The 14,953-nt window shown below is 36.3% G+C and carries 15 protein-coding genes and 1 other annotated feature; of the genes, 11 read left to right on the forward strand and 4 right to left on the reverse strand.

All coding sequences use genetic code 11. The features are described from left to right. Positions 1 to 3 precede the first annotated feature (3 nt). The 3 genes from MHH81_RS00740 (at position 4) to MHH81_RS00750 (ending at position 2,237) form a co-directional block, all read left to right on the forward strand. Positions 4 to 693 carry a GNAT family N-acetyltransferase gene (locus tag MHH81_RS00740; protein WP_340916788.1) on the forward strand — a complete coding sequence of 230 codons (690 nt, stop codon included), beginning with the start codon at positions 4 to 6 and terminating at the stop codon, positions 691 to 693. Between the two features lie 325 nt (positions 694 to 1,018). Beyond that, positions 1,019 to 1,870 carry an MFS transporter gene (locus tag MHH81_RS00745; protein ID WP_340916790.1) on the forward strand — a complete coding sequence of 284 codons (852 nt, stop codon included), beginning with the start codon at positions 1,019 to 1,021 and terminating at the stop codon, positions 1,868 to 1,870. Then, the gene (locus MHH81_RS00750) at positions 1,851 to 2,237 is read left to right on the forward strand and encodes a hypothetical protein (RefSeq protein WP_340916792.1); all 387 of its coding nucleotides are present in this window, start codon (positions 1,851 to 1,853) and stop codon (positions 2,235 to 2,237) included. Before MHH81_RS00745 ends, MHH81_RS00750 begins: the two co-directional genes overlap by 20 nt. Before the next feature lie 107 nt (positions 2,238 to 2,344). Here the strand turns inward: MHH81_RS00750 and MHH81_RS00755 are convergent, their stop codons facing one another. Both MHH81_RS00755 and MHH81_RS00760 read right to left on the reverse strand, forming a co-directional pair. After that, positions 2,345 to 2,800, reverse strand: coding sequence for a hypothetical protein (locus tag MHH81_RS00755; RefSeq protein ID WP_340916794.1), 456 nt, complete (start codon positions 2,798 to 2,800; stop codon positions 2,345 to 2,347). A gap of 57 nt (positions 2,801 to 2,857) precedes the next feature. Next, entirely contained in the window at positions 2,858 to 3,538 is a 681-nt protein-coding gene (locus MHH81_RS00760; protein WP_340916796.1) for a hypothetical protein, read from the reverse strand. Positions 3,539 to 4,062: 524 nt separating this feature from the next. Between MHH81_RS00760 and MHH81_RS00765 the strand changes: the two genes are divergently transcribed. The 5 genes from MHH81_RS00765 to MHH81_RS00785 all read left to right on the forward strand — a co-directional run bounded on the left by MHH81_RS00765 (position 4,063) and on the right by MHH81_RS00785 (position 9,792). Continuing rightward, the gene (locus tag MHH81_RS00765) at positions 4,063 to 5,721 is read left to right on the forward strand and encodes a hypothetical protein (protein WP_340916797.1); all 1,659 of its coding nucleotides are present in this window, start codon (positions 4,063 to 4,065) and stop codon (positions 5,719 to 5,721) included. 339 nt (positions 5,722 to 6,060) lie between these two features. After that, the gene (locus MHH81_RS00770; RefSeq protein WP_340916799.1) at positions 6,061 to 6,900 is read left to right on the forward strand and encodes a MerR family transcriptional regulator; all 840 of its coding nucleotides are present in this window, start codon (positions 6,061 to 6,063) and stop codon (positions 6,898 to 6,900) included. Positions 6,901 to 6,967: 67 nt separating this feature from the next. After that, positions 6,968 to 8,143, forward strand: coding sequence for an MFS transporter (locus MHH81_RS00775; protein WP_340916801.1), 1,176 nt, complete (start codon positions 6,968 to 6,970; stop codon positions 8,141 to 8,143). Positions 8,144 to 8,161: 18 nt separating this feature from the next. Beyond that, positions 8,162 to 8,893: an SDR family NAD(P)-dependent oxidoreductase gene (locus MHH81_RS00780; RefSeq protein ID WP_340916804.1), complete on the forward strand. Its 732-nt coding sequence runs from the start codon at positions 8,162 to 8,164 to the stop codon at positions 8,891 to 8,893. 77 nt (positions 8,894 to 8,970) lie between these two features. Further along, entirely contained in the window at positions 8,971 to 9,792 is an 822-nt protein-coding gene (locus MHH81_RS00785; protein WP_340916806.1) for a phytoene/squalene synthase family protein, read from the forward strand. A gap of 273 nt (positions 9,793 to 10,065) precedes the next feature. Here MHH81_RS00785 and MHH81_RS00790 read toward each other — a convergent pair whose 3' ends face one another. Next, positions 10,066 to 11,421 carry an amino acid permease gene (locus MHH81_RS00790; protein WP_340916808.1) on the reverse strand — a complete coding sequence of 452 codons (1,356 nt, stop codon included), beginning with the start codon at positions 11,419 to 11,421 and terminating at the stop codon, positions 10,066 to 10,068. Positions 11,422 to 11,478: 57 nt separating this feature from the next. Beyond that, positions 11,479 to 11,713 (reverse strand) — a binding site (T-box leader). 4 nt (positions 11,714 to 11,717) lie between these two features. Here MHH81_RS00790 and MHH81_RS00795 point away from each other — a divergent pair. Continuing rightward, a complete protein-coding gene (locus MHH81_RS00795; protein ID WP_340916810.1) occupies positions 11,718 to 12,029 on the forward strand; it encodes a chromate transporter in 312 nt (103 codons plus the stop codon). Positions 12,030 to 12,416: 387 nt separating this feature from the next. Here MHH81_RS00795 and MHH81_RS00800 read toward each other — a convergent pair whose 3' ends face one another. Beyond that, on the reverse strand, positions 12,417 to 13,607 hold the full coding sequence (locus MHH81_RS00800) for a class I SAM-dependent rRNA methyltransferase (protein ID WP_340916812.1): 1,191 nt from the start codon (positions 13,605 to 13,607) through the stop codon (positions 12,417 to 12,419). A gap of 252 nt (positions 13,608 to 13,859) precedes the next feature. On the opposite strand from MHH81_RS00800, the gene MHH81_RS00805 reads away from it, so the two are divergent. Together MHH81_RS00805 and MHH81_RS00810 are read left to right on the forward strand one after the other, a co-directional pair. Further along, the gene (locus tag MHH81_RS00805; protein WP_340916814.1) at positions 13,860 to 14,357 is read left to right on the forward strand and encodes an SRPBCC family protein; all 498 of its coding nucleotides are present in this window, start codon (positions 13,860 to 13,862) and stop codon (positions 14,355 to 14,357) included. Between the two features lie 254 nt (positions 14,358 to 14,611). Continuing rightward, positions 14,612 to 14,848, forward strand: a complete 237-nt coding sequence (locus MHH81_RS00810; RefSeq protein WP_340916817.1) for a hypothetical protein — start codon at positions 14,612 to 14,614, stop codon at positions 14,846 to 14,848. Positions 14,849 to 14,953 lie beyond the last annotated feature (105 nt).

Consider the following 14,953-nt stretch of genomic DNA (forward strand, 5'->3'; position numbering starts at 1 on the left):
TGAATGAAAGAATGGAAAGGCATGCTCGGAGAGAAAGAATATGTCGTTCGTGAACTAACAATAGACCATGTGGATGATATATTTCGCATTCAGGATATTGTTTTAGGAAGTCTTGAAAACAATGATTTCTTATCGCCCTTAACAAAGGAAGAATACGAAGGTTCTATCGCGAATCGCCTAATGGTAGGCGTATTTGTGGAGGAGGAGTTAATAGCATTTCGTGCGTTAGCTCTACCAGAAATAGATGAACATCATTTAGGGTTTGATATTGGTCTGAAGGCAGAACAATTAGACAAAGTTGTTTATCAAGAAATTACGAATGTTCATCCGGATTATCGTGGATTCGGTTTGCAAAAAAAACTTGGAAATATTGCCATGGAGCTTTTAGATGCTACGCCATATACACATGTATGTGCAACGGTTGCACCATTTAACATAGCTAGTTTAAAAGACAAGCTAAGTCAGGGCATGGTTATAGGAGCGCTAAAAAAGAAATACGAAGACATGCTACGCTATGTATTTTATAAGAAATTACATGAAACTCGTAAACCGAGCAGTGAAGTGTTGGAAATCAGTATGGGAGATTCCGAAAGACAACAGCAGCTTCTAGCAGACGGGTGGATTGGAACAGGTATATTGCAGAAAGATGATAATTGGTATGTGACTTACGAGGAAAATAAAGATTACATATAAATTTGATGAGCACCTAGTGAGAAAATTCACTGGGTGTTTTTATTTTTAGGCTCTGTTAATTAGGTTGTTGTTTTTTAGAAGCATATTTTTAGTGACGAAAATTTGTGAGACTCCTGCGGAAAAACGGTCTGCCAAGACCCTAGAGTGTGCTTGCGATTAAGGAGGATTGGCAGATCGTCCGCGGAAAACGAGCGGATTTTCGGTAGGTAACAACATGATAGACTCAGTCAATTGTATGAGATGCAATCAAGACCAATGACGGAACTCAAAATAGGGAATTTCAATTAAAGTAAGAATAATAAGATTATGAAAGGGGTGCACTACAATGAAGAATTTATATAACGATTCCCGTTTTCGCTTAATTATTTTTGCTAATATTGCTTCATCGATTGGATCCGGAATAACCATGATTGCGATACCATGGATGCTGGTGTCTAGTGATAACGGAAATGCTGTTTTTGGTTATGTCACAATAAGCATGACCATTATTAGTTTCATCATTACACCATTTGTAGGTAATCTAGTTGATAAAATGTCGCGAAAGAAACTATTGATCTTAAGTGAAATTATTTGTTTTGTATTATTAATATGTTTTTCTATGATTGGATTTATAGGCTTATCTTATGAGGTTTGGCATTATATGTTCATTTACATGATTGGGAGCTTGTATTACACGATTTTCTATCCTACCATGTTCGCGTTAAATCAAGAAATCTTTAACAAGAATCAATACAAAACTTTAAATGGAACAATGGAAGTTCAAGGGCAATTATCTAGTGTAATTGCTGGTGCTTTGGCAAGTATCTTGTTATCAACATGGGAATTACAATACATCTTGCTCCTTGATGTATTGACTTACGCTGCAGCCATCTACTTCTTCTTAAAAATTCCTTATAGAAAGAATGCGGTTGATCACTCGAAGAAAACTTTAAAATCAAATGGTACAGAAGGTTTAAGTTATATGTTAAAAAGACCAGCCATGTTCTTATTTTTGTTTTTTTCTATTATGCCTTTTATTGGTGTAATGATTTCGAATTATTTATTTCCTGTATATTTAGCAGATGTGCTAAAGGCGTCGGGGAGTTTGTATGGAATTCAAGGGATGATCTATGGAGTAGGCGCAGTAGTTGCGCCTATTATTGCTAGAAAGATTGGGAATGAAAAAACAATCATCTAACGGAGTGATTACTTACACGGTTGCTATTTCATTTATACTGATCGCCAATATACCTGTTTACTTATCACTTATGTTTTTTATTGCAATAGGAAATAGTAGTTCTAGAGTAGCTAGAAATTCTTTTTTAATGGATCAGGTACCCAATGAAATAATCGGAAGAGTGGACAGTTTATTCCGCTCAATTGGTTTGCTAGTAAGGGTTGTATTACTCGCTATCTTCACTGGAATGGTCTCTTCAGGTCTAATTATTTATTGTTTTCTCGTTCTTAGTGGAATATTAGCTATTGCTTCTGTCTGCATTATTTTTTCCTGGAAAAAAGGCTTTGAATTAAAGGCGAAAGATTGCGAAATAGTTGTAAGTAACTGATGGATATGGAAGTCTTAAGGAAAGCGCCTAATGAAAATGTTTTTCGCTAGGTGTTTTTCTTCATATAAAGCTTTATTTGTGGGTCGATATCATATCTCTCAGAGAGATTAGGAGACATACCTACTTCTCCTCTCCAATAGTTGATAATCTTTTGTTTTAGATATGAATAGATTATTTTCATCTGCATATTTATTTAAATCTTCCATCATGCCATCGGGGGAATAAAGCAAAATTCTCATGTTAAAACCCTTTGTTGTTTGAATTACTGCGCCCTTTGTATTCCAACCAAATCGTTTGAACTTTATTTCTTTAATATGTTCAGGAAGTACTACCCTTTGATAAATCAGTATATTAAAAAGCAAAATTTTATATGTTAATAAACTTTCTTGAATGGTGAATGTATAACTAATGTAAAATAAAGTGATTATTAAGAGGGCAGTTAATATGGAAAAGTAGAATAAGAATTTGTCATGAGATAAAGAGTAGCTAGTAATTATTTTTAAAGTTGTTATTAATAATAAAAATGACAAACCCCATCTTGAGTTTTTTAAACGATAAGTCATTTCAGTTCCCCTTCCCATATCATGTTTCGTATACAAAATGTACGATTTTAGGTAACTCTACAAATTCCTTTTCATTTTCCCTTGTTCAATAATTAAATGAATTATTGTAGTTTCTCCACTCTCCATATAGTTGTTCTTTTTGGGAATATCCGTTTCAATTATGATTGTTTTTCTTTTTTTGCCTTCCAGCAATACTTTATAAGGAGCTTCGTTGTTCATTAATGAAATCACCGGATTATCTTCTGCAAATTGATATTGATCGTAAAACGTAATCTCAAATGGAACATCATTTTTACTGTAGTTTTCAAAAATGAATTCACAGGTGCCGTGTAAGGTGTTTGGGTCGCTTGTTTCAATTCTGCAAATACTTTTATTTTCTTCATATGAAATAGCGTAGATGCCGCTTGCTAGTGTTTTTTGATATAAATCAACGAGGATTATGGGCAGTGTTGGTGTAAGAATTAAAACAAGTAAAATATAACGGATACGATATTTCTTTAATGATTTAGAAAGAAAGATTAAACCACTGACCAAGAGGAGTAGATTAACGATTCCTATGACCCGAATCCCAATCTCAGTTCTAATGGGTATATCAAAAAATATAAAATTTACTTGACCGTAAGCGTTTTGATGTGGAAATGGAAAGTTCAATACCATGAAAATGATAAACAGAACAAGAGCTGTATAAAAAAAACTTTTATCTCTTATTATCTCATCTTTTTTTCGTTCATTTTTCAATCCACTCGCCCCCTATTTATAAAAGTAATGAACATCTTTCTTTAAGTAAAAGCACTGTTAAATTAGGCCATTGTTTTTAGAGAAATAATTTTGTTACGAAAATCCACGAGACTCCTGCGGAAAAACGGGCTGCCAAGACCCCATTGAGGGCATATAGGAACAAATCCTTAGTTCGCCACAACCATGTGGCAACGGATTCGTGACCAACATCCTGTTGCCCCGAGGAGGCTTGGCAGTTCGTCCGGGGAAAGCGAGTGGAGTTTCACCCAAAAGACGTGAACGTTTTAAGAAGCCTAAGTAAAAAGGAGCATCCTATAGATGTTAAAATCTTATTCCAATCAAGAAACAAAAATGTTTATATATGGATTTTATTGTATATGTTATCGTATCATGTAAGCTACATAACATCTATTTATTTCTGAAAATTGGATTATCAGTAACGTGCCATTCGTGAAGATTTTCTGAAACCATATTCTCTTTCTTCCGTATAGTTAAGTAGAAAAAGAGAAGGAAGGATGAATAGTATGGCTTTCGTATTTATGATTTCGGCAGTTGTAGCGGTACTGACTGCATTATTAGTCGTACCATTAACAGCAAAAAGGAAAGACACTGTGTCTTCCATTATTAGTCTAGCGATTTTAGTCTTTATCGTATTAGCAATTATATATTATGTAACAAATTTAGATCGAAACTGGACAGCTTTATGGCCATTGATTGTATTTGCTACCTTTGCAGGAACATTTTTTTCAAAAGGGAAAGAGCAAAAGACAAAAGGATTGCTTTTCTTAGGAAGTTTAGGTGTTGCAATTTTCATGTTGTCAGCACCAGTTTGGAATGCAGGTGAAAAATATGAAGTAGCAAAAATGGATGAAAAGGTGGAAATTGAACCGTTTGACGAAACAAAAACACCTGCTAGTGTACCACCACAATTTGCACGAAATAAAATGAAAAAAGCATTTGGGCAAGTACCAAATACAAGCTATTATGAGTTAGGAAATTTACAAATTCAAAAAGTAAAAGACGCGTACGTATATATTGCGCCTGTAGAATTTTCTGGATTCTTTAAATGGTGGAATGGAGATGTGACTCCTGGATACTTCACGATGAGTGCGACGGACTCTTCGGATAACCCCAAATTTGTGAAGGCAGATATGAGTTATACACCTTCATCATTTCTACACAAGAATTTAGAAAGACAGATGCGTATGGAGCATCCAACTAAGATTTTTTATGGAGATCCACAGTTAGAGATTGACGAAGATGGAAAGCCTTATTATATCCGTTCTTATGGCCAATTTGTTTCTGCTCGAGATGGCTTTGATGTAGAAGGGATTGTTGTAGTGGACCCGGCAACAGGTCAAACAGATTCTTTTAAGCTTGCAGATGTCCCAGCCTTTATTGATGGAGCTGTATCACCGGAAACTGTTAGTTTACAAAATAGTTATTACGGGAATTATGTACATGGGTTTATTAATAGCATTTTTGGTAAAAAAGATGTTAAATTACCTTCGGATGAAGGAACAGAGGCTAATGTTAGTCCGATTTTCGGTGAAGATGGGAATATGTATTACTTCACAGATTTCACAAGCCCTAAAGAAGGTGTCGATTCGATGCTTGGTTATTCCCTGACGGACGGCAGAACTGGTAAAGCGACCTACTACACAGGTAATTTAGAGGACTCTTATATGGATTCTCAAGGTGCCCTTCAAATAATTGAAAAGAAATTTATTGAAAAGAAATGGTCAGGCGAGATGCCCGTACTGTACAATTTCTATGGTGAAGCTAGTTGGTTAACACCAGTGCTGGATTCGAATGGATTTTTACAAAATTACTTCATCGTATCTGCGGCTAATCCGGAAATTTCGGTATATGGAAATACACCAAATGAAGCATTGAAGTTGTATAAAACAGCCATTCAACGTGGCGGAAGTTCTGTCAATGGAAGCTCCAGTGCAGAAGAAAAATCTGTAGATGGTACCGTTGTGCGTGTATTTAAAGAGCGTGTTGGGGACTTTACACAAGTATCTTTCTTGCTAGATAATAAACAAAATTATATTGTCTCTTCGGAAGTAGCTCCACTTGCTGTGTATATGCAAGAAAGTGACTTCGTACAAGTAAAATTCTTAAATACAGGAGAATTATTCCTACCTGTTAAAGAAGTAATAATTCAAGGAATTGAGTAATATTTAAATGAAGGGGCTGTCCAATAAGCCCATAAATTGAAGCAGGTGTAGAAAAACGAGTCTTTTTCTACACCTGTTTTTTGTTGGCAATTGATTGTAGTGGAAGACGGCGACTCCAGCGGGAATAGCATGAGCTGAAGGCCCCGCAAGAGCGAAAGCGACGAGGAGACTGAAGCCATGCCCGCGGAAAGCGTCCGTCTGGAACGGAAATCAATACATTGGAAAAGGGACCATTTCTCAGTTATTATATGATTTTAGGGACAGCCCCTTCATTATAAAATGATTACATAGATATATAGCAACCAAAAACTCGCTTTCTCAGAAAAATGGGGTGATTTCTTGAAAGTTTATTATTTAACAATAGGCGAAGTGGCAAAACTAAGTAATATATCGGTTCAAACTTTGCGGTATTATGATCGAATCGATTTATTTAAACCAATCGAAATAGATCCAGTAAATCAATATAGATACTATCAAAATACACAGTTATATTATTTAGACATTATTAAATCACTGAAATATCTTGGATTATCGTTAGAAGAGGTTAAATCGGTGCTAACATTGAAGTCTGAAGAACTAGTAATTTATCTTGCGAATCAAGAGGATAGAATTGAGCAACAATTTCAAAGACTGAAAAAAACAAAAGAGGTGTTACAGCGAAAAAAGGAACAAATCCAATCATTAGTGATTGAGTCTAATATGATGACTGTATGTGTGAAGAAAATGCCTTTACAAAAAATAGTAAAGATCAAAACCTCCAACATGAGCTTTAATGATATTCCGAACAAGGAATATGGACGTATTAGTCAGGTGCTTGAAGATGAGGGAAGCGTATTTGATACATTATATGGAGGCGCATTTTCTTTGCAAAAGTATGAGTCGTTAGATGACATTAATTACGATTATCTATTTACACATATTGTGACAGATAAGGAATTTGAGGTTAACTACGAAGATGTGGAAATTAGTTCGTTACCAGCCGGTGATTATCTCAGTATTACTTTTGTATTAGGGGATGATGAATACGAAGTATGTTATCGGAAATTAATGGATTATATAGAGCAAAATCATATAAAACTAGAACCAACCGTGTATGATATCTGGATGCCAATAAATTTTACATCATCCAAAGAGGATGAATTTTTAGTGGAACTTAAAATACAGATTCAAGCTACTTGACCCTATAGTTACTATAGGGTTTATTTTTATTATTGTAAGTTTAAGTTGAATAATAAGGAGTTTGGATATGGTTTTACAAAAAAGTGGTTTGGACAAGACAATATTTTTGGTGTTAGTGAATTTATTTATTGTATTTTTAGGGATCGGATTAGTTATTCCTGTATTTCCCACATTAATGAGAGAAATGCATTTAGAAGGATCGACGATGGGATACTTAGTGGCAGCTTTCGCATTCACTCAATTATTAGTATCTCCTATAGCGGGAAGATGGGTCGACACATTTGGTCGCAAAAAAATGATTGTTATTGGTATGCTTCTCTTTGCGTTGTCGGAAATGCTCTTTGGTTTTGGACAAGATGTGAAGGTACTGTATATTTCTAGAATGTTAGGTGGTGTTAGTGCAGCATTCATGATGCCTGCAGTGACAGCTTTTGTTGCAGATATTACCTCTTTAAAGGAACGACCAAAAGCAATGGGTTATGTTGCCGCTGCTATAAGTACTGGCTTTATCATAGGTCCTGGGATTGGCGGGTTTTTGGCTGAACATGGAACCAGAATTCCTTTCTTTTTTGCAGCAGCAATAGGCTTTTTAGGGTCTATTTTTTCACTTGTAATATTGAAAGAGCCTAAAAGACCAATAGTAGAAAAGAAGGAAAAAGATAAACCAAAAGCAAAATCAGGGTTCCGTAAAGTATTGGAACCGATTTATCTGATTCCTATGATCATCATTCTTGTCTCTAGTTTTGGCTTGGCGGCTTTTGAAACAGTCTATTCTCTTTTCGTCGATCATAAATTTGCATTTACACCAAAAGATATTGCATTAATCATTTCAATTAGTGGGATTTTAGGTGTGATTGCCCAAGTGCTATCCTTCGATCGTATTGTCGGGAAAATTGGGGAAATTAGATTGATTCAAATTAGTATGGGTGTATCAGCAGTATTTATATTTGCTATGATTAAAGTGTCAGCGTACTGGTCAATATTATTGGTGACTTTTGTGATTTTCTTAATGTTTGATTTAATACGTCCTGCTTTGACAACGTATTTATCTAAAATAGCTGGCAATGAGCAAGGGTTTGTAGGTGGATTAAATTCCACTTTTACGAGTGTCGGTAATATTATAGGGCCTGGTATTGCGGGTGTTTTATTTGACGTGAATGTCGATTATCCGTATGTACTAGCGATGTTCGTACTTGCACTTAGCTTTGCAATCTCGTTAATTTGGAAAGAGCAAAAAATTTAATAAGGAAAAGGTGAGTAAATGGAAAATTATATCGTTACTGGAACGACGAGTGGAATAGGTTTAGAGCTTGTTAAACAATTATTAGAAGCTGGCCATACTGTTTATGGGATTGCGCGAAAAGAAAACGGTATTGACCATCATCGCTACCACCATTTTTTATTAGATCTAACAGAGACTTCTAAGCTTGCGGACATAATGCAGGAGATTATAAAAAAGCCTTCTTCAGAAGCAAGTTCTTTTGTGCTTATAAATAATGCGGGAACAGTTGAGCCGATAGGGATGGCAGGGGAGATAGACGGTGATTTTATTGCGAAAAGTATTGCCGTTAATTTAACAGCTCCTATGTTATTAACGGGTGCATTTATTAGAGGACTGGCTGAAAAAGAAATTCCGAAAAAGGTTATTCAAATTTCATCTGGAGCAGGACGGAAAGCTTATGAAGGCTGGAGTAGCTATTGCGCTGGAAAAGCTGGACTCGACAGATTTACGGAGGCTGTTCAATTAGAAGAATCTAATAAGCCAAATGGTGTAAAATTAGTTTCTATTGCACCGGGGATTATCGATACTAATATGCAAGGGAAGATACGTCAATCGACAGAATCTGAGTTTCCGTTAGTCGATCGATTTAAGGAATATAAAGTTACGGGACAACTTAGTAGTGCACAAGAAGTAGCCGAAAAGCTGATCCGATTTATTGAAAGTGATCAATTTTATCAAGTAGAAGTTCTAACCGACTTACGCAATCTGTAATGAAGCCATTTTGTCTTTTCGCGAAAATCCGATACAATAGTAGGTAGAGTATTTGATTGTGAAATGGAGGACTAGTTGTGCGTGAAGTAGCAGCTTTACATAAAGAAGCAATGGACATGTTAAAAAAGACAAGCAGAACATTTTATATCCCAATCACTTTTTTAGAACCGACACTAAAAAAGGCGGTTGCCTCTGCTTATTTGTGCATGCGTGCGATAGATGAAATAGAAGATCATGAAGCATTAGGGGCGCAAGAAAAACAACAGTTATTGCTTGCAACGAGCGAGATGCTTCTAAAAGATTTTAATCAGAAAGAGTATGAACAGTTTGTAGCACCGTACCAAGACATTCTTCCTGAGGTCTCATTAAGACTTGGAGATTGGCTATCAATTTGTCCAACGGATTTAGTGGGAACAGTGAAAACCTATACGAGCGAGATGGCAGAAGGAATGGCTAAATGGGTAGGGAAGAACTGGCAAGTGAAAACAAAAGAAGATCTAGATGAGTATACATATTACGTTGCAGGTCTTGTTGGGGTTATGTTAACTGACTTATGGAAGTGGAATGCGGACATTGATACGGACCGTGAACTAGCGATTGCATACGGACGCGGACTTCAAGCAGTTAATATTTTACGAAATAAAGACGAAGATAGCGAACGTGGAGTTCAGTTCTTCCCAGAAGGCTGGACACGAGCAGATATGTTTGTCTATGCAGAAGACAACTTAGCATTGGCGGATGAATACATCAAGAGTATTCATCGTCGCAGTATTGTTTTATTCTGTAAGTTACCCCTTGCGCTTGCACATAAAACATTAAAAGCACTTAAAAACGGTAAAGAAAAAATGACTCGAGCAGAAGTTGAAGCAACAGTAGAAGAAGTACAAGCAGAGGTTTAAATAGATATAAAGTTAAACAAACGAGATGAGAGTCGATTCCTATTAAAAAGGGATTGACTCTTGTAATGACATTGCAACCCAATTATCCAAGGATGAAAGAAATATGCGCCGTGTCATAGAAAGTTTATGTGATGTAGGATTAGCTGAATGCATTGGTCTAGAACCTTATCCAACGCGAGGAAGACCGAGACGAATTTATAAACTGAATCCAAATAAAATTATGTAAGGCTGTCGGGAACAATCTCCCAGACAGCCTTTATTTTATGCTCCAATCTAAGCTACATTTTTATGAAAACGACCATTAAATACATAAGTTAAAGTAATAAAGATATAAATCAATAGTGTAATAGTTGTTACGATGATAGATGTTGTGAAAATAATTCCGATTAGGATTGCACATAATGCGATAATTGCAGCCCAAGTTGTATAAGGGAACCATTTAACCGAATAGGAACTTGGTTGTTCAGGTTGATTTTTACGCGATTTTAGATGAGCAAACGCAATGATTAACCAGATGAACAACACTGTATAGCCTAGAGAGCCCATTAGAAACTCAAACGTTTTACTTCCAGCAAATAAAGAAATTAGTACACCAATATATAAAGCAGATGTACACATTAATATTGCATAAGTTGGAACTTTCTTTTTCGATAGATGAGAAAATATTTTAGGGATACGACCGTCCACAGCTTGTGTATATAGAACTCGTGACGAGCCATATAATCCAGAATTCATCGACGAAATAATTGCTAGTATTACAACAGCGTTCATAATATGGTCAGCACCTGGGATTCCAATCATTTTAAATACCATCACAAATGGACTTTCTGCAACCCCGTTTACTTCATTCCAAGGAATTAAGCTAACGATAATAAAAAATGGAAGCAAGTAGAAAGAGATAATTCGGACTAACGTACTACGAACCGCTTTCGGAACTACTTTTTCAGGATTTTTCGTTTCAGCTAAAGTGATTCCAATAATTTCAGTACCTCCGTAAGAATAGATAACAACAAGCATCGCGGCAATTAATCCTGTCGGTCCATTCGGGAAGAACCCCCCGTGGTCAGTTAAGTTAGAAAAGCCAACTGATGTATGATCGCCAAAATTTACGAGAAGTAACAACAATCCAGCTATGATAAACACTATAATAACGGTAATTTTAATTAACGCTAGCCAGTACTCAGTTTCAGCAAAAGCTTTAACTGATAGTAAATTAATAACTGTAACCAACACAGATACGGATAAAGCCAGTATCCAAATTGGGTAATCTGGTAGCCAATATTGAATGAAAATGGCCGCAACCACCGATTCGGCAGCAATATTTAATACCCACATTTTCCAATAGATCCAATCTAGAAAATAAGCGGGGTAGCTTCCTAGTATTGATTGAACTAAGTCTCTAAATGTTCTTGCACCACTATTGCGGACGGCCATTTCAGCTAGACCTTGCATGACGAATAATAGAATGATCCCACCAATTAAGTAAGCGATTAGAACTGATGGACCTGCCATATCGATGGCAGAACTACTCCCTTTAAATAACCCGGCTCCAATGGCACCGCCTAAAGCCATCATTGTAATATGACGTGAAGTCATTGTTCTCTGTAAATTCTGTCTGTCTTTCTCCATGTCATTACCTCCCCTAATCAAAAAAGCATATCGTCTCTTCCTTCATAATCAAATGAAAGAAGAGACGATATGCCTTAAGCAAACCGCGGTACCACTCTTATTGGTTCTTATAGAACCCTACTATAAAACCTGGTAACGAAGGTTAATCGTTAAAATAAAAAGAATAAGTTATTTAACCTTTTCATCCTACCACTCCTAGGCAAGTTCAAAGTATTATTGGACTGCGTTGCACCAACCCGCAGCTCTCTTTACCAAATAATGAGCTTTTACTACTCCTAATCATTGCGTTTACAAAAGTGAATCTGAATTTCTTTAATATCGAACACTATACGGACTTGCTTGGATTCTGTCAATATTTTATTTTTGAAAAACTTTTACCTGGTGCCATCGCCTCTACTCTAGGTATGTTTTTTCCATCTTTACTTATTATTTTGCTCATTGCTAAGTTCTTTTTCCGTTTCAATGACAATAAATATGTGAAATCCGTATGCGGCCTATTATCACGGGTTTATAGACGCACACTTGTTGATTGGAGCGGAGGCGGCGACTTCTGCGGGAATAGCAGATGTTTTCTGCACCGAAAGCGAAGTGGCAGGTGCATGAGCTGAAGGCCCCGCAGGAATGAACAAAGGAACAAAGGCTAAGAACGCCACCTCCAATGGAAGTCAATCTAAGTTCGCCGCGTCCTGCTCCTGCGCAAAGCTCGTCGCAAAAGAACTTTTGCGGCAACGATTGCATGACCCACATCCTGTGGGCCACAACGCCTTTGTGACCAACATCGTGTTGGCCTGAGGAGACTGAAGCCATGCCCGCGAAAAGCGTCCGCCGTAGCGGAAATCAACGAATTTTTCGGATATATCCATCTCGAAAGAAAAAAGACTGCTCCTGCGGTTACTCGTCGCAAAAAAGACTGTAAACAAACTCAAGTGTATGGGCTTGTCTACAGTCTGAGACTGACACAAATACATATGCGCCAGTCTTTTTTGTATATTTTATTATTTCGCTCTCACAAACAACACTTTCAAATAATTTCCCTCTTTGAACAAAGGAGATGTCTTAAAATCACTTGGAAGTGAAAATTCTTCTTCAATTGTGTACTTTCGATTGCTTTCTTTGAAAGCTTTTTCAACGAAGGTTTGGAATTTTTTCATTCCAAAGGTGGCGTTATTAGTAGAAGCAACAATGATGCCATTCTTTTCAGTAATAGCGATTGCATCTTTTAATAAGTTCGTATAATCCTTTGCAGAGCTAAATGTATATTTCTTTGAACGAGCAAAGCTAGGTGGATCTAGAATAACGACATCGAAAGATAATTCCTTACGTTTGGCGTACTTGAAGTAATCGAAGACATCCATTACGATGATGTCTTGCTTTTCTACATCAATTCCGTTCACTTCAAACTGTTCAGTTGTTTTACTTAAGCTTCGTTTTGCAAGATCGACACTGGAGGTTTTCTTCGATCCACCTGCAGCAGCAAAAATAGAAAAAGCTCCTGTATAAGAAAATGTATTAAGAACCGTTTTTCCTTTTGCATAAGTATCTCGAATCGTTCGACGAACATCACGCTGGTCTAAAAAGACACCAACCATAGCGCCATCATTTAGGTAAATGGCAAAGTTTTGACCATTTTCTTTTACGATCAGTGGGAACTCACCGCGCTCACCTTTTACAAAATCATCGTCTTCTACATACTGGCCTTTTGTATCAAAACGTTTCTTTTCATAAATTCCTTTATAGGAAACAGACTCCTCAAGTGCCTCTAAAATCATTTCTTTAAAGGAGTAGATACCTTCACTATACCAACTCAATAAATAGAAGCCATCGAAATAATCAATCGTTAGTCCGCCAATTCCATCACCTTCCCCGTTAAACACACGGAAGGCAGTTGTATCACTACTATTATAAAAGTCCTCACGATATTTGATTGCAGCTGCAATTTTCTTTTGGAAAAAGGATGTGTTGATTGTTTCATTTTCATTTTTCGTAAGGATCCAACCTACGCCTTTATTTTGCTTTCCTACATAACCTTTTCCTATAAACTTGCCAGCAGGATTTCTTAATTTAAGGATTTCCCCTTCATTTAAAGACTCTATCTCGTGGAACCCGTCTTTGAATAAAATTGGTACTCCTTTTTGCAAATCCTGTGCAAGTGTTTCTGTTACTTTAATATCTAGCTCTTGTCGCATCTATGTCATCCTCAAATTTCGTTTTTTATTTATTATCCCATATGTGGCCATTTAAAAAAAGAAATGCAGAATAGTTGTTGTTTCAACGCCTTTTTTATAGCGCTTTTATATTAATCCAAATAGTTGGATATTAAGGAGGTAACCGTTATATTTAACTATATGGTTAACTATGGTAATGACAACTTAAATGAAATTTTCATGTTATTGAAAGCAAAGAAGAAAGAACAATAAATTAATTAAAGGAGCAATAAGATGAAAAACTATTCAACAACCACTTTATCAATGACAAGAAATTTTGATGTAGCACCTGAAAGAGTTTTTGATGCATGGCTGAACCCTGAGATGATGAGAAAGTGGTTCTTTACATTGGAGGGAACAAATAAGGTAACACAAAATAATCCTCAAGTGGGAGGAGATTGGGAAATTATCGACCATCGAGGTGGAAAAGATTATCGAGCAATTGGGGAGTACCTTGAAATCGACCCTCCAAAAAAATTAGTGTTTACCTTTAAAATGCCGCAGTTTAGCGAATTAGAAGATACGATTACAGTTGAGTTAAAAGAACTGCAACAAGGCTGTGAAATGACATTTTCACAAAACATTCACGTTCCTCATGAAGAAAATTGGACCGAATCTGATATCGAGAAAGCTTTTGGAGAGTATCGTGATGGATCTGAACATGGCTGGAATTTAATGTTTATGGGACTTAAGGAATTAGTTGAGACGGGAAAAGTCAGCTATCAAGGATAAAATTTGTTATTTAAACAACTCAATTTAGGGACAATCGTTCGTTCTTATTAAGTACCGGTATGATTAATTTTTGATAGCAGCCAGATTCTTTACCCGAGAATGTGGCTATACATAGTTTGATGTAAAAAAAATTTGGAACATTTTTAGTACCTAATGCAAATATAATACTGATGTTTCCATATCCCGTTCACTCCTCTCAGCCTATATTCTTATGGTACAATATACTATACACATGTATAGGAAGGACGTTCGCTGTGAAAAAATCAAAAGTAATCGTGCCGATTATGATAGTCGTAGCTGTACTAGCAACAATTATTCTAAATAAAGAAGATTATAATGAAGTAACCATTATAAATAAAATCCTCATCATTGTAGGGGCAGCTATTGTTTCGTCTGTTATAGGATATTTCCTACTAGGCTCAGACGTGGACAAAGTAGATCCAAAACCAACAAATAACATGATTAACAATAAGAAGGGAAACAGGAAATAATCTGTTTGCCCTTTTTTCTTAAGGCACTGTTATATTTTACTGTTGTTTTTTAGCATATCATTTGCGGTAGAATCCGCGCAGACTCCTGCGGGAAAGCGAGACATA

The sequence above is a fragment of the Psychrobacillus sp. FSL H8-0484 genome (genome assembly GCF_038005325.1).
In the GTDB taxonomy this organism is placed as follows: domain Bacteria; phylum Bacillota; class Bacilli; order Bacillales_A; family Planococcaceae; genus Psychrobacillus.